26 protein-coding genes are annotated in these 18,081 nt (G+C 58.9%); 20 read left to right on the top strand and 6 right to left on the bottom strand.

The genetic code is table 11. From position 1 onward, the window contains the following. Positions 1–3 precede the first annotated feature (3 nt). From CGLUCO_RS02260 to CGLUCO_RS02270, 3 genes are read right to left on the bottom strand one after another with little or no spacing between them, the layout of a single operon-like run. Positions 4–195, bottom strand: a complete 192-nt coding sequence (locus CGLUCO_RS02260) for a hypothetical protein (RefSeq protein ID WP_005390553.1) — start codon at positions 193–195, stop codon at positions 4–6. Positions 196–223: 28 nt separating this feature from the next. After that, positions 224–508: a hypothetical protein gene (locus CGLUCO_RS02265; protein WP_034989254.1), complete on the bottom strand. Its 285-nt coding sequence runs from the start codon at positions 506–508 to the stop codon at positions 224–226. A gap of 12 nt (positions 509–520) precedes the next feature. Continuing rightward, on the bottom strand, positions 521–1,030 hold the full coding sequence (locus CGLUCO_RS02270) for an Asp23/Gls24 family envelope stress response protein (protein ID WP_034989257.1): 510 nt from the start codon (positions 1,028–1,030) through the stop codon (positions 521–523). Between the two features lie 509 nt (positions 1,031–1,539). Here CGLUCO_RS02270 and rpsJ point away from each other — a divergent pair. The 13 genes from rpsJ to CGLUCO_RS02335 all read left to right on the top strand — a co-directional run bounded on the left by rpsJ (position 1,540) and on the right by CGLUCO_RS02335 (position 9,208). Then, positions 1,540–1,845 carry a 30S ribosomal protein S10 gene (gene rpsJ, locus CGLUCO_RS02275; protein WP_016458981.1) on the top strand — a complete coding sequence of 102 codons (306 nt, stop codon included), beginning with the start codon at positions 1,540–1,542 and terminating at the stop codon, positions 1,843–1,845. A gap of 34 nt (positions 1,846–1,879) precedes the next feature. Then, positions 1,880–2,530 carry a 50S ribosomal protein L3 gene (gene rplC, locus CGLUCO_RS02280; protein ID WP_005390545.1) on the top strand — a complete coding sequence of 217 codons (651 nt, stop codon included), beginning with the start codon at positions 1,880–1,882 and terminating at the stop codon, positions 2,528–2,530. Between the two features lie 2 nt (positions 2,531–2,532). Further along, positions 2,533–3,213 carry a 50S ribosomal protein L4 gene (gene rplD, locus CGLUCO_RS02285; RefSeq protein WP_084036616.1) on the top strand — a complete coding sequence of 227 codons (681 nt, stop codon included), beginning with the start codon at positions 2,533–2,535 and terminating at the stop codon, positions 3,211–3,213. Further along, complete coding sequence (gene rplW / locus CGLUCO_RS02290) at positions 3,214–3,516, top strand: 50S ribosomal protein L23 (protein ID WP_005390540.1); 303 nt, start codon at positions 3,214–3,216, stop codon at positions 3,514–3,516. A gap of 42 nt (positions 3,517–3,558) precedes the next feature. Continuing rightward, positions 3,559–4,401 carry a 50S ribosomal protein L2 gene (gene rplB / locus CGLUCO_RS02295; protein WP_005390539.1) on the top strand — a complete coding sequence of 281 codons (843 nt, stop codon included), beginning with the start codon at positions 3,559–3,561 and terminating at the stop codon, positions 4,399–4,401. Positions 4,402–4,417: 16 nt separating this feature from the next. After that, positions 4,418–4,693 carry a 30S ribosomal protein S19 gene (rpsS, locus tag CGLUCO_RS02300; protein WP_005390537.1) on the top strand — a complete coding sequence of 92 codons (276 nt, stop codon included), beginning with the start codon at positions 4,418–4,420 and terminating at the stop codon, positions 4,691–4,693. Between the two features lie 4 nt (positions 4,694–4,697). After that, positions 4,698–5,060: a 50S ribosomal protein L22 gene (gene rplV / locus CGLUCO_RS02305; RefSeq protein WP_005390536.1), complete on the top strand. Its 363-nt coding sequence runs from the start codon at positions 4,698–4,700 to the stop codon at positions 5,058–5,060. Next, complete coding sequence (gene rpsC, locus CGLUCO_RS02310; protein WP_005390534.1) at positions 5,060–5,812, top strand: 30S ribosomal protein S3; 753 nt, start codon at positions 5,060–5,062, stop codon at positions 5,810–5,812. Before rplV ends, rpsC begins: the two co-directional genes overlap by 1 nt. Before the next feature lie 6 nt (positions 5,813–5,818). Continuing rightward, positions 5,819–6,235: a 50S ribosomal protein L16 gene (rplP, locus tag CGLUCO_RS02315; protein ID WP_005390533.1), complete on the top strand. Its 417-nt coding sequence runs from the start codon at positions 5,819–5,821 to the stop codon at positions 6,233–6,235. After that, a complete protein-coding gene (gene rpmC / locus CGLUCO_RS02320; protein WP_005390527.1) occupies positions 6,235–6,465 on the top strand; it encodes a 50S ribosomal protein L29 in 231 nt (76 codons plus the stop codon). Before rplP ends, rpmC begins: the two co-directional genes overlap by 1 nt. A gap of 2 nt (positions 6,466–6,467) precedes the next feature. Continuing rightward, positions 6,468–6,740, top strand: coding sequence for a 30S ribosomal protein S17 (gene rpsQ, locus CGLUCO_RS02325; RefSeq protein ID WP_005390525.1), 273 nt, complete (start codon positions 6,468–6,470; stop codon positions 6,738–6,740). A gap of 755 nt (positions 6,741–7,495) precedes the next feature. Further along, complete coding sequence (locus CGLUCO_RS02330) at positions 7,496–8,842, top strand: sodium/glutamate symporter (protein ID WP_005390524.1); 1,347 nt, start codon at positions 7,496–7,498, stop codon at positions 8,840–8,842. Positions 8,843–8,851: 9 nt separating this feature from the next. Beyond that, complete coding sequence (locus CGLUCO_RS02335) at positions 8,852–9,208, top strand: hypothetical protein (RefSeq protein ID WP_005390523.1); 357 nt, start codon at positions 8,852–8,854, stop codon at positions 9,206–9,208. Between the two features lie 50 nt (positions 9,209–9,258). Here CGLUCO_RS02335 and CGLUCO_RS02340 read toward each other — a convergent pair whose 3' ends face one another. Then, complete coding sequence (locus CGLUCO_RS02340; protein WP_084036617.1) at positions 9,259–10,842, bottom strand: GTPase; 1,584 nt, start codon at positions 10,840–10,842, stop codon at positions 9,259–9,261. Next, positions 10,843–12,537: a dynamin family protein gene (locus CGLUCO_RS02345; protein ID WP_005390521.1), complete on the bottom strand. Its 1,695-nt coding sequence runs from the start codon at positions 12,535–12,537 to the stop codon at positions 10,843–10,845. 96 nt (positions 12,538–12,633) lie between these two features. On the opposite strand from CGLUCO_RS02345, the gene CGLUCO_RS02350 reads away from it, so the two are divergent. From CGLUCO_RS02350 to rplE, 7 genes are all read left to right on the top strand, one after another. After that, on the top strand, positions 12,634–13,194 hold the full coding sequence (locus CGLUCO_RS02350; protein WP_084036618.1) for a hypothetical protein: 561 nt from the start codon (positions 12,634–12,636) through the stop codon (positions 13,192–13,194). Next, the gene (locus tag CGLUCO_RS02355) at positions 13,140–13,790 is read left to right on the top strand and encodes a hypothetical protein (RefSeq protein ID WP_232621895.1); all 651 of its coding nucleotides are present in this window, start codon (positions 13,140–13,142) and stop codon (positions 13,788–13,790) included. The genes CGLUCO_RS02350 and CGLUCO_RS02355 overlap by 55 nt, the downstream gene beginning before the upstream one ends. After that, a complete protein-coding gene (locus CGLUCO_RS02360; RefSeq protein ID WP_084036691.1) occupies positions 13,759–13,971 on the top strand; it encodes a hypothetical protein in 213 nt (70 codons plus the stop codon). Before CGLUCO_RS02355 ends, CGLUCO_RS02360 begins: the two co-directional genes overlap by 32 nt. Positions 13,972–14,055: 84 nt before the next feature. Continuing rightward, complete coding sequence (locus CGLUCO_RS02365; RefSeq protein ID WP_070740336.1) at positions 14,056–14,592, top strand: hypothetical protein; 537 nt, start codon at positions 14,056–14,058, stop codon at positions 14,590–14,592. Between the two features lie 181 nt (positions 14,593–14,773). Continuing rightward, on the top strand, positions 14,774–15,142 hold the full coding sequence (rplN, locus tag CGLUCO_RS02370) for a 50S ribosomal protein L14 (RefSeq protein WP_005390516.1): 369 nt from the start codon (positions 14,774–14,776) through the stop codon (positions 15,140–15,142). Between the two features lie 3 nt (positions 15,143–15,145). Beyond that, positions 15,146–15,460, top strand: a complete 315-nt coding sequence (gene rplX / locus CGLUCO_RS02375; protein ID WP_005390515.1) for a 50S ribosomal protein L24 — start codon at positions 15,146–15,148, stop codon at positions 15,458–15,460. 2 nt (positions 15,461–15,462) lie between these two features. Continuing rightward, positions 15,463–16,047, top strand: coding sequence for a 50S ribosomal protein L5 (gene rplE / locus CGLUCO_RS02380; RefSeq protein ID WP_005394838.1), 585 nt, complete (start codon positions 15,463–15,465; stop codon positions 16,045–16,047). Between the two features lie 154 nt (positions 16,048–16,201). On the opposite strand, the gene CGLUCO_RS02385 is transcribed toward rplE, so the two are convergent. Further along, positions 16,202–17,908, bottom strand: coding sequence for an ABC transporter family substrate-binding protein (locus tag CGLUCO_RS02385; RefSeq protein WP_084036620.1), 1,707 nt, complete (start codon positions 17,906–17,908; stop codon positions 16,202–16,204). Positions 17,909–18,081 lie beyond the last annotated feature (173 nt).

Here is an 18,081-nt window from a genome sequence, read left to right on the forward strand (position 1 = left end):
AGGTTACCCCCTGCCACGGTTGCCGAGTGAATCCACAAAGGTCCGGATATCGAAATTACCGTCAAGTTGGGCTCCGACGAGGCCACCAATAATGGCGAAAACTGCGGCGAGGAAGAATCCTCCGATCCCGCCGGTGGTGGCAGCGATGGCGAGCAGTAAGCCGACGAGGAGTCCAATGAATGTTTTGTTAATCATAAATGCATCATTCTTCACAAAGTTGGAATTACTGGGCGTCGCCAAAGATTACGTCTACGGGGAGATCAACGTGCCGGGATGCGACACTGCGAACCTTCTCTGCTACTCGGTGAAGATCCTCGCCAGCGGCGTAGTCGCACACGAGGTGCACCTCGAGGCGAGAATCATTTACGCGGAGTCCCTGCACACGCGTGCCGGGGTAGAGCAACGCAACTTCGCCGAACTGCCCACTGTGCATGTCGCCAACACCGTGTATAGAGGTAACCTCCGACACGATGGCTTCGGCGACGTCTAGCGGAACAGACTGGGTCACGTGTCGTGCTCCTTAGCGGTAGCTCTTGTGGCCCTCGATGGCGGTGGTCTCTTCCGGCTCATCCTCCTCGAGCTCGAGGTGGACGTCGTGGACGGTGACGTTGACGGAGTTGACAGTCAGGCCGGTCATGCGCTCAACAGCGTTGATGATGTTCTGGCGGATGGCCTCAGCCAGCTCGTGGATTGCAACGCCGTACTCGGCGACGATGGCGACCTCAACGTCGGCGGTGTTCTCGTCGGTGTTGACGGAGACACCCTGCTGGACGTTGGTGGAAGCACCAACGGTGTCGCGCAGTGCGCCAACCATGCGGGCTGCCTGGCCACCGAGTGCGTACACGCCGGAGACTTCGCGGGCTGCCATGCCGGCGATCTTAGAAATAACGGAATCCTCAATGGCGGTGTAGCCGTGGGAGGTTGCCTTGGCGTTCTCTGCCTCGAAATCGGCGTTCTGAGTGACGGGCTTGGTTGCGTCCGTGCTCTTGTTGTCCTGGGAAACAGCCTTCGAGGTGTTGTTCTGTGCCATGGAAGTATTCTCCTTGCATCGATTCAAGTTGGTTTGGTTACGGTAGCTGCTGGTCTGTGAATAAATCAGCAACAACATTCAATCTTAATGAAAAATGTGTAACAAGTGGGTAACGATATTTTTCCTGCCGTGGAGGATGGTGGGCGGGTGAGGGGAGAGGGGAGCCGAAACCAGGGGAGCGTCGGCAAGCAAAAAAAGAAAGGTTTGCAATTTTTAAGGGCATATGTTTTAATGTCCAGGTTGCCAATTGAGCGCCTTCGGGCGCGGACATTGGGAACAGTGATTTTCCGGCAAGGTCTGGAAGCCAGAAACTGGCTCACGTGCAATTCAACAGTGGTTCGTAGGCGATTATAGAGGCGCCTTCCTATGTGAAGAGTCGCCACCGCATGTCTATCCTCTGTTGCAACCGGCGTGAGTACCACGGACTGGACAACGTTATAGAGAAACCAACCATCAGCTCCCACCAACCAGGTAATACTGATGTGGGACGAGCGAGGAAGAGGATAAGCGTGGCGGGACAAAAGATCCGCATTAGGCTCAAGGCCTACGACCACGAAGCGATCGACGCGTCAGCGAAGAAGATCGTGGAGACGGTCACCCGTACCGGTGCCCGTATCGTTGGCCCCGTGCCGTTGCCCACAGAAAAGAACGTCTACTGTGTTATTCGTTCTCCCCACAAGTACAAGGACTCGCGCGAGCACTTCGAAATGCGCACGCACAAGCGCATGATCGAGATCCTCGACCCGACCCCGAAGACCGTTGACGCGCTTATGCGCATCGATCTTCCGGCCAGCGTCGATGTCAACATTCAGTAACTGCGAGCGAGTAATTCCTTACGGAGAATGAACAATGAGTGAAAAAGAGATCAAGGGCATTCTGGGCACCAAGCTCGGCATGACCCAGGTCTTTGACGAGGACAACCGGGTTGTTCCGGTCACCGTCGTCGAGGCTGGGCCGTGCGTGGTCACCCAGATTCGCACCGTTGAAACCGATGGCTACAACGCTATCCAAATCGCATATGGCGAAATCGACCCCCGCAAGGCTAAGAAGCCGCAGGTGGGTCACGCAAAGAAAGCTGGCGCTACCCCGCGTCGCCACGTGGCAGAGATTCGTATGGACGATGTGTCCGGTTACGAACTCGGCCAGGACGTCACCGTCGACATCTTCGAGGGCGTTAACCTCGTCGACGTCACCGGCACGACCAAGGGCAAGGGTTACGCCGGCGCAATGAAGCGCCACGGCTTTGCAGGCCAGGGTGCTGCCCACGGTAACCAGGCTGCTCACCGCCGCGTCGGCGGTATCGGTGCTTGCGCAACCCCCGGTCGCGTATTCAAGGGCACCCGCATGGCTGGTCGCATGGGTCAAGATCGCGTCACCACTCAGAACCTGAAGGTTCAGAGGATCGACGCCGAGGCCAACCTCATCCTGATCAAGGGTGCAATCCCGGGTAACCGTGGTGGCCTCGTCACTGTCAAGACCGCAGTGAAGGGCGGTGCATAAACATGAGCAACCTAGTACTCGATGTCCATACCGCAGACGGTAAGACCGACGGAACCGTCGAGCTTCCCGCCGAGCTGTTTGACCGCACGGTGTCTGTTGCGCTGCTCCACCAGGTTGTGAACGCACAGCTTGCTGGCGCACGTCAGGGTACCCACTCCACAAAGACTCGTGGTGAAGTTTCCGGCGGCGGCAAGAAGCCGTTCCGTCAGAAGGGAACCGGTCGCGCTCGCCAGGGCTCGATCCGCGCTCCTCACTTCACCGGCGGCGGTATCGCGCACGGCCCGAAGCCGCGCGACTACTCGCAGCGCACTCCTAAGAAGATGAAGGCTGCTGCCCTCCTCGGTGCACTTTCTAACCGCGCACGTACCGGTCGCATCCACGCGATCACCGAGGTCGTTGCCGGTCAGAAGCCGTCCACCAAGGCTGCACGTACCTTCCTGGAGTCCATCACCGACCGCAAGAACGTGCTCGTCGTCGTTGGTCGCGAGGATCAGACCTCCCGTCTGTCCGTCCGCAACCTCCCCGGCGTTCGCTTCTGCGGCCCCGAGCAGATCACCACGTTCGATGTCCTCAAGGCTGACGACGTGATCTTCTCCGTCGAGTCTCTGCACAAGTTCATCGAACTTAAGTCCAAGAGCTCCCTGGTGAAGAAGGCTGCCACGACCAAGGAAGAGGAGAAGTAAATGGCTACCATTGCAGATCCCCGCGACATCATCATCGCGCCTGTGGTTTCCGAGAAGTCCTACGGTCTCACGGAGCAGGGTCAGTACACCTTCTTCGTGGCTAAGGACTCCACCAAGCCGCAAATCCGGCACGCCATCGAGGAGATCTTTGACGTGAAGGTTACCTCCGTTAACACCCAGAACCGTGAGGGCAAGCGCAAGCGCACTCGCACCGGCGGTTTCGGGCGTCGGAAGGCTACCAAGCGCGCCATTGTCACCCTCCGCGAGGGCGATTCCATCGACATCTTCGGCGGTTCCGTCTAGGCCCCTGCGGTTTAGACCGGAAAAGATAAGGACGTATTAACTATGGCTATTCGTAAATATAAGCCGACAACCCCGGGCCGCCGCCAGTCTTCTGTGTCTGAGTTCGAGGAGATCACTCGCTCGACTCCAGAGAAGTCTCTGCTGCGTCCCCTGCCCAAGAAGGGCGGCCGTAACTCTCACGGCCACATCACCACCCGCCACAAGGGTGGCGGACACAAGAGGCGCTACCGCGTCATCGACTTCCGCCGCAACGACAAGGACGGCGTGCCGGCAAAGGTCGCTCACATTGAGTACGACCCGAACCGCACCGCTAACATTGCGCTGCTGCACTACGTCGACGGCGAGAAGCGCTACATCATCGCACCGCGTGGCCTGAAGCAGGGCACCATCGTTGAGTCCGGCGCAACTGCTGACATCAAGGTGGGTAACAACCTTCCGCTTCGTAACATCCCCGCTGGTACGACGATCCACTGCGTGGAGCTCAAGCCCGGTGGCGGTGCCAAGATGGCCCGCTCTGCTGGTACCTCCATTCAGCTGCTCGGTAAGGAAGGCAAGTACGCCATTCTGCGTATGCCGTCTTCCGAAATCCGTCGCGTAGACATCCGCTGCCGCGCCACCGTTGGCGAGGTTGGCAATGCGGACCAGATCAACATCCGCTGGGGCAAGGCCGGCCGTATGCGCTGGAAGGGCGTTCGCCCGACTGTCCGTGGTGTTGTGATGAACCCGGTTGACCACCCGCACGGTGGTGGTGAAGGTAAGACTTCCGGTGGTCGCCACCCTGTGTCCCCATGGGGCCAGAAGGAAGTTCGTACCCGCAAGCCGAACCGCCCGAGCGATCGCATGATTATGCGTCGTCGCCGCAGCAACAAGAGCAAGAAGCGCTAAGAGGAGGTAACTTAGAATGCCACGCAGCCTAAAGAAAGGCCCGTTTGTAGACGAGCACCTCCTCAACAAGGTAGATGCTCAAAATGAGAAGGGGACCAAGCAGGTCATCAAGACCTGGTCCCGTCGCTCCACGATCCTTCCGGATTTCATTGGTCACACTTTCGCCGTCCACGACGGTCGCAAGCACGTGCCGGTGTTCGTCGACGAGTCCATGGTTGGACACAAGCTCGGCGAATTCGCACCGACCAAGACATTCAAGGGTCACGTTAAAGACGATAAGAAAGGGCGGTAAGTAAATGACTGATCAGATTACGTCCGCTCGTGCTACCGCGCGCTTCGTCCGCGTCTCCCCGATGAAGGCTCGCCGCGTTATCAACCTGGTTCGCGGCAAGTCCGTCTCCGAGGCGCTGTCCATTCTGAAGTACGCTCCGCAGGGTGCTGCTGAGCCACTCGCCAAGGTTGTTGCCTCTGCAGCAGCTAACGCCGAGAACAACTTCGGCCTGGATCGTAGCTCGCTGGTCATCTCCGAGGCATACGCCAACGAGGGTCCGACCATGCGCCGGTTCCGTCCGCGCGCACAGGGTCGTGCATTCCACATCCGCAAGCGCACGAGCCACATCACCGTGGTTGTCGAGGAGAAGAAGGAAGGGGCCAAGTAATGGGCCAGAAAATCCATCCTCATGGCCTCCGTCTGGGCATCACCTCAGATTGGAAGACCCACTGGTACGCAGATAAGAAGACGTACTCGGAGTACGTTGCTGAGGACATCAAGATTCGCGAATTCCTGGACAAGGGCCTTGATCGCGCCGGCATCGCCGACGTCGTCATCGAGCGCACCCGCGACCGTGTTCGCGTCGACATCCACACCGCCCGCCCGGGCATTGTGATTGGACGTCGCGGTTCTGAGGCTGACCGCATCCGCGGCGAGCTCGAGAAGCTCACCGGCAAGCAGGTCGCCCTGAACATCATCGAGGTCAAGAACATCGATGCCAACGCTCAGCTGGTGGCTCAGTCCATCGCCGAGCAGCTTTCCAACCGTGTCGCTTTCCGTCGTGCTATGCGCAAGGCTATCCAGTCTGCTATGCGTCAGCCGCAGGTCAAGGGCATCAAGGTTGTGTGTGCTGGTCGTCTCGGTGGTGCCGAGATGTCCCGCGTCGAGCGCTACCACGAGGGTCGCGTTCCGCTGCACACCCTGCGTGCCGAGATCGACTACGGAACCTTTGAGGCTCACACCACGTTCGGCCGTATTGGCGTCAAGGTGTGGATCTACAAGGGCGATGTCGTCGGTGGCCGTCGCGAGAGCGAATTGAATGCACCTGAGAATCGTCGCGGCCGCGGTAACCGCGGTGGCCGTCCGCGTCGCGGTGGCCAGCGTCGCCAGCGTGCAGAGCAGAAGAAGCAGGAGGCTTAAACACCAATGCTTATTCCAAAGCGCGTTAAGTACCGCCGTCAGCACCGCCCCGGTCGCCGTGGCGTTGCCAAGGGTGGCACTCGCATTACCTTTGGTGATTACGCCATCCAGGCTCTGGAGCCGGCTTACATCACCAACCGTCAGATCGAAGCTGCACGTATTGCCATCAACCGCCACGTCAAGCGTGGCGGCAAGGTATGGATCAACATCTTCCCGGATCGCCCCCTGACCCAGAAGCCGCTCGGCGTTCGTATGGGTTCCGGTAAAGGCCCCGTGGAGAAGTGGATTGCTAACGTCAAGCCCGGCCGCATTCTCTTCGAGATGAGCTACCCGGACGATGCCGTTGCAATTGAGGCTCTGCGCCGCGCCGGCCAGAAGCTTCCGTGTAAGTTCCGTATCATCAGCAAGGAGGATCAGTTCTAATGGCAGCTGGTATCCCCGCCTCCGAGCTTCGTACACTAGACAACTCCCAGCTGGTTGAGCGTCTCAAGGAGTCGAAGGAAGAGCTCTTCAACCTTCGTTTCCAGCACGCCACCGGTCAGCTGACCAACAACCGCCGCCTGGGTGTTGTGAAGAAGGACATTGCCCGCATCTACACGGTCATTCGTGAGCGCGAGCTGGGCCTGTCCAACGTTCCGGAAGCTGAGGCATAATCATGACTGAAAATTCTGAGAAGAAGAAGGGTGCTCGCCGCGTCCGCGAAGGCTACGTTGTCTCTGACAAGATGCAGAAGACCATCGTTGTCGAGCTCGAGGACCGCAAGCAGCACGCCCTCTACGGCAAGACGATGCGCTTTAACAGCAAGGTTAAGGCACACGACGAGGACGAGATCGCCGGTATCGGCGACCGCGTCCGCATCGAGGAGACTCGTCCGCTTTCCAAGGACAAGCACTTCCGTCTTGTTGAGATCATCGAGAAGGCTAAGTAACCCCTAGCTTTTCGACGACTCCCGCCCGGCCCCCTCGTGGGGCCGGGTTTTTTCATGCCTGCCTTCCCATCCGTCCCGAATGCGGCCCATCTCTCCCCGTGCTTTGTGTGCTTCGCCCTGGGTCGGGCCGTGTTGCGTAGCGTGCCGTCCCGAATGCGGCCCGTCTCTCCCCGTGCTTTGTGTGCTTCGCCCTGGGTCGGGCCGTGTTGCGTAGTGCGCGGTCTCGAATGCGGCCCGTCTGCTCCTTGCTTTTCGACGTTTGCCTGGTGCTGGGCCGTGTTTGGCAGATGCATACACGTGCGTGGGGAAGCAGAGAATGGAAATTCTCACAGGGAAGGAAAGACCGAGCATCACCGTTTGGCGTGGAAACACCTGTCAATGCGCTCATAGGTACGTTTTGTTTCTCAGCAGCGGGCGAGGTGCGGAGTGGTGCGGCGCGGGCGGTCGGGGTGAAATCTACATGACAGACACGACGAAAACGGCATCGCCGGGCTGAAATACAGAAACTTTCTCTAATAAAGCAGCTTTCTCACTCATTCCGGGGGTACCTACGAAAGAGGTCAGACATGGGCTGTGGGATGAAGGAGCGGGGTAGGTGACTATTGCCCTATTCTTGGTGAGCCCAAAAAGGGTGAGTAAACTCAAGGTGTTCAACGAAAAACAAAAGTTTCCGCGGCTAGGACTGTGGGACAAGGAGAATGTGTACACGTAGTTCTGTGAGAGTCTGGGTGGCATAAGTTAAAAAGGAGGCTGGTATGTCTGCAGAAGAATTCACTCCATTTACATTGTTGTGGGATGTGGGATGGATTTCGCTTTTGATGGTCATCGGGAACACGCTGCGCAGGCGGGTCGGCATCTTTCAACGGCTGCTCATGCCTGCCTCCATCACGGGCGGCATCCTGGCTCTCATCCTCGGCCCCGAGGTGTTGGGGTGGATCCCATTTTCTAACTCGATGGGGACGTACACGACGCTGCTCATTGCCTTCGTCTTCGCGTCGATGGCCTATTCGATGGAGCTCGGCGGGGGAGTGGCGAAGAATGCGCGCAACATGTGGGCGTATTCGACATCGATGTTCCTGGGTCAGTGGGGCTTGTTCATCATCCTCGGCAGGTATGTCTTGGATCCGATCTTCCACACGGGCGAGTGGTTCGGCATGATGCTGCCGGTCGGTTTCGTCGGCGGTTTCGGCACTGCGGCGGCGGTGGGTTCCGCGCTGCAGGACGCGGGCGCGCCGGATGCGGCGTCATTGGGCTTTACTGCGGCAACGGTGGGTACCATTGCGGCGATCGTCGGTGGCATGATTTTCTCGGCGTGGGGTATTCGCACGGGGCGGACGAGTGCGATTCCGCAGCGTCTGCCGTGGGATTTGCGCTCCGGCTACATCGAGAACTTGGAAGATCGCCCGGCGGTTGGTCACGCGACGACGAACCCTTCGGCAATCGAGCCGATCACGCTGCACATTTCGGTAGTGACGCTGACAGTGCTCGCCGCGGATGTGGTTGTCAATTTCTTGAAGGATATTTTCCCCACGGTCAGCATTCCGCTGTTCGCCATGTCGTTTGTCATGGGTCTTGCGGGCAGGCTCTTCCTCAAGGCGGTGCGTCACCCGTACTTCCTGGATAAGGATCTCATTGCGGCGAACTCGGGTGCGGCGACGGATTATCTCATCGCTTTTGGTGTGGCGTCGATCGCACCGTCGGTTGTGGCCGCGTACTGGCAGCCACTGCTCATCATGTTCGTCCTCGGTGTTATTTACTGTTTCCTGGTCTTCCGCTTCCAGGCGCCGCAGTACTTCGGTGATCGCTGGCTGGAGCGTGGCCTGTTCACGTGGGGTTGGGCGACGGCTGCGGTGGCCACGGGCATCGCGCTGCTAAAGATCGTCGATCCGAAGCTGAAGTCCGGCACGCTGAATGAGTACGGCGTGGCCTACGTCGGTTTCGCACCGTTCGAGATCGGTATGACTCTTCTGGCCCCGATGTCCTTCGCCTTCGGGTGGATGGCGGGTCTCGGCTGGGCATCGGTGCTCATCGGCATTGTCGTGGGATTCCTGCCCAAGATCCTGCATTGGGAGTATGTACCCCCAGTGATTAATAGGGAGTAGGCTACCCCTATGAAATGGGCATGGATTTGGTTCGGGTGTTGGACGTTCCTCACCGTCGATGGTGCTATCGAATTGCTTGTCGACGGCTCGGTGCACGGCATCCGTTACCTCACCCTCGCTGCGGGGCTTGTCATCTGGGCTGTGACCATGGTGCGATGGCTTCCGCGCAGACTGCCGCTCGTGGCGTTGTGGAAGGGGAGCTACACGGGCTTTTCCATCGCCTACGTGGTGTTAGCCCTCAGCGTCGATGCTGCCTGGCAGGTGCTGGCTCCCTTTTTCATGGTCATCGTTGTGTATCTGGGAATTTTAGAAAACGACCGGTACATGGACTGGCTTAATAAGCAGGATCCAACGACTGCCAGCTAAAAAGAGGGGTACCGAAACCGGTACCCCTCCTCTTTTGTGTGCGGATACTGTTAGGCGGCGGCCTTCTTCATCGCCTCGAGGAAAGAGATGTAGCGGTTGCGGATCTCCAGCAGCGGAGCGACAACGGCATCGTCGGAGATTTCGGCGACCTCGTTGCGAATGGCTCGTTTGGTGCGGTTCTTGATTCCCGCGCCGATAGCCCACCCGAAGGCACCGGTGAACAGGCCGAGGACGAGCCCCACGAGAAGCCCGGCGAGGATGAGGAGAGTTGGCACGGGCCACCCCTCCACTTCGGGGATCCGCGGTTCCATAATCGGTGCGATGACACCGGGTAGGAAGGCGATGACGAGGTACCACAGCACGCCCACCAACGCGGCGAGCAACCCGATCCACTGTAGGAAGGTGAAGATTCCCCACCCCTTGCCCGGTTGTGCGGGTAGTTCAGTGCGAGCGACGGCGCGGTCGAGTTGGTCGGGCAGGTTGTCCACGATCTCCTCGGTGTGGTCGAACAGTGCCGAGGACCAGCTCGTCGGCAAGCCCTGGGCGGCGGTCTCTGCGAAATTACGCACACCCTTGTTGGCGACGGCGCGTGAGGACGCGTCGAGCGCGGGCATGGAGGAGCGGTGGACACCGAGCTCATCGGCTTCCTCGCGCAGGCCAAGGCGCTTGAGCGGGTCGGCGCGGAAGCGAGGAATCCAGCTGGTGAGGAGCCAACCGGTCTTCTGCCCCAGGCGTTTGCGGTAGGCGGCGGCGGTGACATCGGCGATGGAATCGGCCCCGGCTGCCTTGGCGAGGTACGTATCCAGTTCCTTCTTAGCGCCGCGAGGAACGTCACCGGGAACCTTGTTTTCCGCCCAGGGTGCGGTGATCGTGTCGATGTCGGCGGCGATGCGCTGTTCCTGCGCCGCATGTGTTTGCGCGACGCGAGCGATTTCCTTGCGCAGCTCCTCCACGCCTGCACCGGTCTTGGCACTGGTGGGGATGACGCGCACGCGGGACAACCCATCGTCGATAAGCAGCTGGTGGAAGGAGCGGGCGACATTGCGCGCATCGTCCTTGCTCAGCTTGTCCGCCTTGTTGAGGACAGCGAGGGTGACGGAGCTGTGGGAGGCGTGCGGACGGATGAACCGATCGTGGATGATGCCGTCGGCGTACTTCTCGGGGTCGGTAACCCAGACGAGCACATCCACCTGGCCTGCCAGGCGCTCGGCAACCGCACGGTGCTTTGGCTCGACGGAGTCGAAATCCGGTAGGTCGAGAAGGATGAGGGGACTTCCGTGGAAGGTTCCGGTGCGCATCCTCCGATCCTCTATCTGCAGCCAGTCCAGCAGTTCCTCAGATCCCTCCGGCTCCCACACGGCGGCCAGTGGCGAAGAGGTGGTGGGGCGGCGGGCCGCAGCTTTGCCCAGATCCTCGCCAACCACGGCGTTGAACAGGCTCGTCTTGCCGGAGCCGGTAGCACCAAAGAAACCGACGACGGTGTGCGAACCGGAGAGCTCGCGGCGCTGTGCGGCCTGCTCGGTTACACCGGCAATGGCCTCCTGCTCGCGTGGTGAGAGGTAGCCCCGCCCGAGATCAGCGGCGGTATTTAGCGCGTCGAGACGCTCGGTGAGGGTGGTCTTCTTTCCAAACATCTACTTGTTACCCTTCGCCTGGTTGTGCACGTGAGAGACAGCATCGGAGGCAAGTTCCGTCAGTGTAGCTGCCGGAGTGCCGTCACCGAGGTGGTCGGTGAGCTGGTAGTAGCGCTCAGCTTCGTCAGCAAACAGCTTGTTCACCCGCTCGTTCAGTGATTGGCGGGCGTTGTTCGCCATCCTGCGGACCGCGTCCTCGCCGAAGATGGTCTCCAGAAGTTTCTGCCCGACTACAGCCGAACCACCCGCAATGGCGACCTCGCCGCCGGTGAGCCCCGCCGTACCAGCAAAGACGACGAGCATGAGAGCGACGGTGGCGGCGTTGATACCGAAGCTCATGATGCGCGCTTTCATCCGCTTGTCGCCGGCACTGTCCTCAATATTGCGCATCAGCTCGCCCTGCCATTCGCGGACGAGGGAGGATGCACGGTCGCCGATATCGCGGCTGGCGTGGGCGAGTGACGGATCGGTGCCTTCGCGCAGAATCGGTGCGTTGGAACCGATATAACCCCATGAGCGTGTGGCCCCGGTCTCGGCGGCATCGACGATGACGGCGTGGAGGCCCTCCTCGATCTCGGTCTCCACCTCGCGCACTGGTTCGGGCTTGCCAGAGAAGAAGCGCCCAATCCGATCCAGAGCTTGGGCGTACAGCCGCTCGACCGTCCTGAAAACATCGGATGTGCCGACGAAGTCCTGCCAGCGGTTAAGCACCTCCTTGCGCAGCAGCTGGCCGTCACTGGTCGCGTTGAGGACCTGTCTCGTCGCCGCCTCGTAGTTGTCGGCGATGCCCTCGTTCAGCTGCTCAGCGAAAGTTTCCTGTTGTTGCTTGACGTGCGCTATCGCCCCCACTCGTTCCTCGAGCTTGCCGACGGCTCCGAGCAAGGTCTTCCCCGCCATCTCACGGCGGGCTGCGGCATCCGCCGCAAGGGTTGCCAATCGGTCCGACAGCTCCGATACATACTCGTGGGGGAGGAGCTCCTCCACGTGGCCCGCATCGGGGATGACGATGAGCTCCGCGTCGTGAAGTTGCGCCTCGTCCATCATCCGTCGCAAGTCGTTCGGTACGGAATCACCGGAATCTTCCTCAACCTTGTTGAGGACAACAATCACCTGTAGGTTGCGGCCCGCAGCATCGTGGAGGAAGTTCCACACGAGCTGATCGGCATACCGCGCCGGGGTGGTGACGAAGATCCACAAATCCGCTGCGGCGAGGAGTTGGGTCGCGAGAGCCCGGTTGCGATCGTCAATGGAATCGAAGTCCGGGGCGTCGAGAAGCGCAAGACCCGGAGTCAAGGAATCGGCGACGACCGTGCGAAGGCTCGTGGCCTCAGGGTTCTGATCCGGATCGCCGTGCTCGCGGGCGAGACCCGGCAGGACATGCGGCGAGTCGAACCACTCGGCATCCGCCGGGTTAGACACAAGGACGGGCTGCCTCGTCGTCGGCCTAATCACCCCCGAGCGTGACACACGCCTACCGACGAGAGCATTGACGAGCGTGGACTTACCGCTACCCGTCGACCCTCCGATCACGGCGAGGAGAGGCGCATCGACGTTTTTTAATCGAGGCAGGATGTAATCGTTAATTTGGTCGATGATCGCCTCGGTCTCCCGCTTGGATTCGGGGTCCGTGGAAAAGCCCACGCCCTTCAATCCGTCGCGGAGGCGGACGATAGTGTCCAGTGCGTTGTCGTTCACACCCCTATTCTTCCACGAACGCCTATCGAGCGAGACATCTATACTTACCTGTTTTAGACTTTTTATATACGTAATTTTGGAAATATGTGTTCCACCATGTGGAAGAACATATTGGTTATTGGACTCGCATACTTCGGGTTCACTGTGGGGGCGGGGTTCGCGTCAAGGCAGGAGATGCTGCAGTACTACGTCTCCTACGGCACGTGGGGGATCGCGGCCGACATCATCGTCCTTTTCCTCATGCCGTTTACAGCAATGGTCATCCTGCAATACGGCCGTTATTTCCGGGCGACGAGCCACGGCAAGGTATTCGACAACGTCACCTCCGCCCTCACCGCGCGGTTCCTGGACTACGCCCTGACGGCCTCCCAGTTCTGTCTCGGGTTCGTCATGATGGCCGGCGCGGGGAGCAACCTTCACCAGCAGTTCGACCTTCCGCTGTGGGGTGGCTCGGTGATTATGGCCGTCCTCGTCCTGGAAGCGGGCATACTCGATGTGGAGAAGATCACTAACCTCTTCGGTGCGATCACACCATTCATGCTGCTTCTCATCTTCATTGCCGCCATCGCCGCTATCGTCTCCGGGCCGGGGATCTCGGCCACGTGTCGGAATATGCGCAGCAGACCGTCGACCAGCCACTGCCCAATTGGTCGTTGAGCGCGCTCAACTACATCGGCGTGGCCATGCCCTCGGGTATCGCCATGGCCTTTATCATCGGCGGAAACAATTGGCGGTCGAAGGAGGCCAGCTGCGGTAGTTTTCTCGGCGGTGCGATCTTTGCTGTTGTTCTCCTTGTGATGGCCGTCGCACTGCTGTTCCGTGTGGAGGACGTGGCACACGCCGACCTGCCCACGCTGCTGCTTGTTGAGCAGGTTCACCCTGCACTCGGGCCGGTGGCAGCGATCGCCACGTACCTCATGATATTTTCCACGGGCCTGTCCGTCATGTACTCGATGGGACGCAGAGTAACGGTAGGCAATCCCGCGTGGTTCCGGATGTACTACGCCGTCCTCGTGGGGGGATTGCGTTTCTCCTCAGCTTCTTCTCCTTCACTGAGCTGGTCAATAAGATCTTCCCCGTCATGGGATGGTTGGGGATCGTCATGGTTTTCATCCTCCTGGTTGCTCAATGGGCGACAGGATATTTACACGGAGGGGCGCCGACGCGACAAGATTCGTGCCCTCATCCTCCGCAAACTCGTTCTCGAGGAACCGCGACTGGATGCAACTAACCACGGCGCTTCGCAGCTCTGAGATCGACAGCAAGGAACTGCGTGAGGGACTGACGCAGGAAGCCGTCGAGGAACTGCAGGCGGATGAGGAATCAGAGTTTACAAAGGAGGACTTCGATGAGGAGGAATTGTGGGCCGATGCAAGCCGTCGCCCGCTGTTCAAAGGGGAGGTACGCATCGTCGACGAGGTGGGACCTGAATAACATACCCACGCTGAAGTGATAACCGGTACACTGGCAAAGGTAGATGTAGTTAATGCGAGACCTTATGAAGAAAGGGTGGCATACATGTCGCTACTTACCTCCGCAGCTTTTCGCGTCATTCCCGGCGCCTTCATTCTTAACTCCGGCATCCAGAAGCTGGGCATGGACGAGAGCTCCTCTGCCGGCCTGCAGAACATGGCCGCCACCGGCATCCCAATGATGAAGGAAATCCCCACCGAAAAGTTCGGTGATTTCATCGCATACTCCGAGATTGGCATCGGCGCCACGCTGTTGGCCCCGTTCGTTCCGGATCGCCTCGCCGGCATGGTTCTCACGCCGTTCGCCGCTGGCCTTCTTTCCATGTACTTCGGCAACCCGGAAAACACGGAAGACGACGGCATCCGTCCGTCGCAGGAAGGCCTTCCGCTGGCTAAGGACTCCTTCCTCCTGGCTATCGGCCTCGGACTTGCTCTCAAGGGTAAAGACGACAAAAAGTCCAAGAGGGAAAAGGCCATTGAGGCAGCAGAAGAAAAGGCCCAGAGTGTGCGCAAGGACGTAGAAAAGGGTGCTCACAAGCTGTGCAAGAACATCAACCTGAAGAAGCTTCCCTTCTTTAACTAAGGCGTTCTCCTGACTGACCCCGTCCCATGTGGACGGGGTTTGGTTTTTGATAGGGGACGTGGTAAATTGTCTCGCGTTGCCTGAACAGGTGCGCGCTAGCGTGCCTTAGTGGGTAACAGGCCAGGTACGTTCCGGTCGGTAATCGGGCGTACGAAATTTTCCAGGTCAAGGAGACTTAAACGTGATTCAGCAGGAATCGCGCCTCAAGGTCGCCGACAACACGGGTGCTCGTGAAATTCTCTGCATCCGTGTCCTCGGTGGTTCCACTAGGCGCTTTGCCGGCATCGGCGACACGATCGTCGCCTCCGTTAAGGATGCCACCCCCGGCGGCAACGTAAAGGCCGGCGAGGTTGTCAAGGCAGTTATCGTCCGCGCTAAGAAGGAAACCCGTCGCCCTGACGGCTCCTACATCAAGTTCGACGAGAACGCCGCCGTACTCATCAAGAACGATGGCGAGCCCCGCGGTACCCGTATCTTCGGACCCGTCGCTCGCGAGCTTCGTGAGAAGAAGTTCATGAAGATCGTTTCTCTCGCACCGGAGGTGATCTAACCTATGAAGATTCATAAGGGAGATACCGTTCTCGTTATCGCTGGCAAGGACAAGGGTGCCAAGGGCAAGGTCATTCAGGCTTTCCCGAAGACCAGCAAGGTCCTCGTCGAGGGTGTTAACCGTGTGAAGAAGCACGTGGTCAACTCCGCTCCTGAGCGTGGCGCAGAGTCCGGCGGAATTGTTACGCAGGAAGCTCCGATCCACGTCTCTAACGTCATGATCATTGATGCAGATGGCAACCCGACCCGCGTTGGTTACCGCATCAACGAAGACGGCAAGAAGGTTCGTGTTTCCAAGAAGAGCGGGAAGGATCTGTAAGAATGACTGACAATTACACTCCCCGTCTCAAGGCTGTTTACAAGGACCAGATCCGTGAGCAGATGAACAAGAAGTTCAACTACGACAACGTGATGCAGGTTCCTGGTCTGACCAAGATCGTTGTGAACATGGGTGTCGGCGAGGCTGCTCGCGACTCTAAGGCTATCAACGGTGCTCTCGAGGATCTGACCCTCATCACCGGCCAGAAGCCGGAGCTCCGTCGCGCACGCAAGTCCATCGCTAACTTCAAGCTCCGTGAGGGCATGCCGATTGGTGCCCGCGTTACGCTTCGTGGCGACCGTATGTGGGAATTCCTCGACCGCCTCCTGACGGTTGCTCTTCCCCGTATTCGTGACTTCCGCGGTCTTTCCGACCAGCAGTTCGACGGCCATGGCAACTACACCTTCGGTCTCACCGAGCAGACCATGTTCTACGAGATCGACGTTGACAAGATCGACCGCCCGCGCGGTATGGACATCACTGTTGTCACCACCGCCACCAACAACGAGGAAGGCCGCGATCTTCTGCTTCGCCTGGGCTTCCCGTTCAAGGATAAGGACGGCGTTAAGCAGCAGCCGAGCGACTAGTTCCAAACCAGAAAAGCGCCCTTAAAGGGCGCTTTTTTGCTTTTCTCAAGGGTCGTACTAGCGAGCGCGATTCAAGGGTTCCAAGAAAGCGCGGAAAAGCCCGCGCGGGCTAGTGAAAGCTGCGCGGGCTTACCAGGAGGAAAGACGGGGAGTGTTACTTCTTCCAGCCGATGTTTTGAGGCTTGACGATGGCGAATCCGTAGGCGCCGACGTTAGCCAGCCCCTCCTTCTGCGCAAACATGTCAGGTCCTGCGTACATCGGGACAATGCCGAAGCGCTGCAAGAACTCCGGTTCGATCTCATTGGAGCGTGCGGTCTGCTCATCGCGGGTGGGCAGATCCTGGAGCTCCTTGATCTTGGCGTCGCCTGCAGCGTCGCCTGTGGAGGAGACGTTGAGGTCAGAATCCGAGCCATAGGTCTGGTCAAAGAAGGCCACGCCGAACGGGTCGGAGGATGTGAAGCCCATGGGGAAGAGATCGAAATCGCGGGCGGTGTAGATGTTGGAGAACTCGCTGGACGGGCGCTCCTCAATCTTGATGTCCACGCCAATCTCCTTCATCATCTTCTGGAAGGCAGAGGCGGTATTCTTGGTAATCTCCTCGGCGCCGGTGAGGACGTAGCGCAAGGAGAGTTTCTGGCCGTCCTTTTCGCGGATTCCATCGGAACCCTTGACCCAGCCGGCTTCATCCAAAATCTTGTTGGCCTTCTCCGGATCGTAGCTTACTACCTTGGAGAAGTTATCCTGGTACGTGGGCTGGAAGGAGTGGATGATGAAGGATCCGGGCGGGGTCTCCTGGTAGGGCAGACCTTGGAACCAGATCTTGGAGAGCGTCTCGCGGTCGATACCGGTGACGATGCCCTCGCGGACCTTGATATCAGAAAGCTGCGGGGACTTGGCGTTGAGGGTGAGAAGCGAAATCTTCGGCTTGTGGCCGATCTTCTTCTCAATGCCGTCCATTCCCTCGACGGCAGCCCAGCGGTCGCGGGCACTCACTGAGGTGACATCCACCTCGCCGTTCTTGAAAGCGTTGATGGAGGCATCTGCTTCCATCTGGCGGAAGATACGACGGTCTAGCTTGCCCTTGTCTCCCCACCAGTTATCGTTGCGCTTGAACACGGCCTCGCCCTTGTTAAAGTCAACGTAGTCAACCGTGTACGGGCCTGCGCCCCACTCGGGGTGAACCTTGTTCACATAGTCGTTGTAGTTGGCCGGATCCTCGAGTGCCGGGTGGGCTGGCTCATTGAACAGAGACTGCCACCAGGGGTAGGTACCCCTGAAGGTGATAACTGCCTGCTTGGGGGTCTCACCCTGCTCGACGGAGGTGATGCGATCATAGCCGTCGGTGGCGTTGGGCTTAAACTCATCGCTCTCGCCGTTGTTGATCTTCCACGTTGCGTGGAAGGTCCTCCAGTCCATGTCGGTGCCATCGTTGTACTTGGCCTCGTCGCGGATGGTGAAGGTGACTACGGTATTGCCGTCCTTGATTTCTTCCTTCACGTCGGTGAGGTAGTCATCGTTGATGGAGTAGTTACCTTCGCCATCAAAGAGTACAAACTGCGGGTTGTACCAGCGCCACAGGTTGAGGGTGTACAAAGGAGCATCCGCGTGGTTGCGGTTTTGCTGTGGGGAGATCTCGGTGATCGGTGTGACTAGCTCGCCGCCGTCTTTCACCTGATCGTAAGGCGTTTCATTGTAGTCTGCTGCCTTGACTTCTATCGCCTGGTTGTCTGAGCTATTTGAGGCCTTGGAGGAGCTGTTGGCTTCCGAGGAACCGGAGTTGTTGCTCGCGCAACCGGTGAACACGAGGGCCGAAGCAGCCAGAATCGCCGCGAGTTTTGTGGGCAAGGGGCGCACTTTCATGCGTATGACTCTCCTTTCAGGAACAGCGACTCTGACAGTGAGGGTGCAGGCCACTTAAAATGTTCCACTAATTTTTGATAACGGTGAATTAGCTGGCGCACAGCATCTGGCAGGCACGTCTGTCAGGTGTATTACAACTCACTGTGCATAACTAATAGTGACTACGTTATCTA

It is taken from the genome of Corynebacterium glucuronolyticum DSM 44120 (genome assembly GCF_030440595.1).
In the GTDB taxonomy this organism is placed as follows: Bacteria; Actinomycetota; Actinomycetes; order Mycobacteriales; family Mycobacteriaceae; genus Corynebacterium; species Corynebacterium glucuronolyticum.

Coding starts and splice junctions, on each gene's coding strand:
- rplE (WP_005394838.1), top strand. CDS start 15,463: ATGACTGACAATTACACTCCCCGTCTCAAGGCTGTTTACAAGGACCAG.
- CGLUCO_RS02385 (WP_084036620.1), bottom strand. CDS start 17,908: ATGAAAGTGCGCCCCTTGCCCACAAAACTCGCGGCGATTCTGGCTGCT.
- CGLUCO_RS02260 (WP_005390553.1), bottom strand. CDS start 195: ATGATTAACAAAACATTCATTGGACTCCTCGTCGGCTTACTGCTCGCC.
- CGLUCO_RS02330 (WP_005390524.1), top strand. CDS start 7,496: ATGTCTGCAGAAGAATTCACTCCATTTACATTGTTGTGGGATGTGGGA.
- CGLUCO_RS02270 (WP_034989257.1), bottom strand. CDS start 1,030: ATGGCACAGAACAACACCTCGAAGGCTGTTTCCCAGGACAACAAGAGC.
- rplB (WP_005390539.1), top strand. CDS start 3,559: ATGGCTATTCGTAAATATAAGCCGACAACCCCGGGCCGCCGCCAGTCT.
- CGLUCO_RS02365 (WP_070740336.1), top strand. CDS start 14,056: ATGTCGCTACTTACCTCCGCAGCTTTTCGCGTCATTCCCGGCGCCTTC.
- rpsQ (WP_005390525.1), top strand. CDS start 6,468: ATGACTGAAAATTCTGAGAAGAAGAAGGGTGCTCGCCGCGTCCGCGAA.
- rplV (WP_005390536.1), top strand. CDS start 4,698: ATGACTGATCAGATTACGTCCGCTCGTGCTACCGCGCGCTTCGTCCGC.
- rplP (WP_005390533.1), top strand. CDS start 5,819: ATGCTTATTCCAAAGCGCGTTAAGTACCGCCGTCAGCACCGCCCCGGT.
- rpmC (WP_005390527.1), top strand. CDS start 6,235: ATGGCAGCTGGTATCCCCGCCTCCGAGCTTCGTACACTAGACAACTCC.
- rplD (WP_084036616.1), top strand. CDS start 2,533: ATGAGCAACCTAGTACTCGATGTCCATACCGCAGACGGTAAGACCGAC.
- rplC (WP_005390545.1), top strand. CDS start 1,880: ATGAGTGAAAAAGAGATCAAGGGCATTCTGGGCACCAAGCTCGGCATG.
- rplX (WP_005390515.1), top strand. CDS start 15,146: ATGAAGATTCATAAGGGAGATACCGTTCTCGTTATCGCTGGCAAGGAC.
- CGLUCO_RS02335 (WP_005390523.1), top strand. CDS start 8,852: ATGAAATGGGCATGGATTTGGTTCGGGTGTTGGACGTTCCTCACCGTC.
- CGLUCO_RS02350 (WP_084036618.1), top strand. CDS start 12,634: ATGTGGAAGAACATATTGGTTATTGGACTCGCATACTTCGGGTTCACT.
- rpsS (WP_005390537.1), top strand. CDS start 4,418: ATGCCACGCAGCCTAAAGAAAGGCCCGTTTGTAGACGAGCACCTCCTC.
- rplW (WP_005390540.1), top strand. CDS start 3,214: ATGGCTACCATTGCAGATCCCCGCGACATCATCATCGCGCCTGTGGTT.
- CGLUCO_RS02360 (WP_084036691.1), top strand. CDS start 13,759: ATGCAACTAACCACGGCGCTTCGCAGCTCTGAGATCGACAGCAAGGAA.
- rpsC (WP_005390534.1), top strand. CDS start 5,060: ATGGGCCAGAAAATCCATCCTCATGGCCTCCGTCTGGGCATCACCTCA.
- CGLUCO_RS02340 (WP_084036617.1), bottom strand. CDS start 10,842: ATGTTTGGAAAGAAGACCACCCTCACCGAGCGTCTCGACGCGCTAAAT.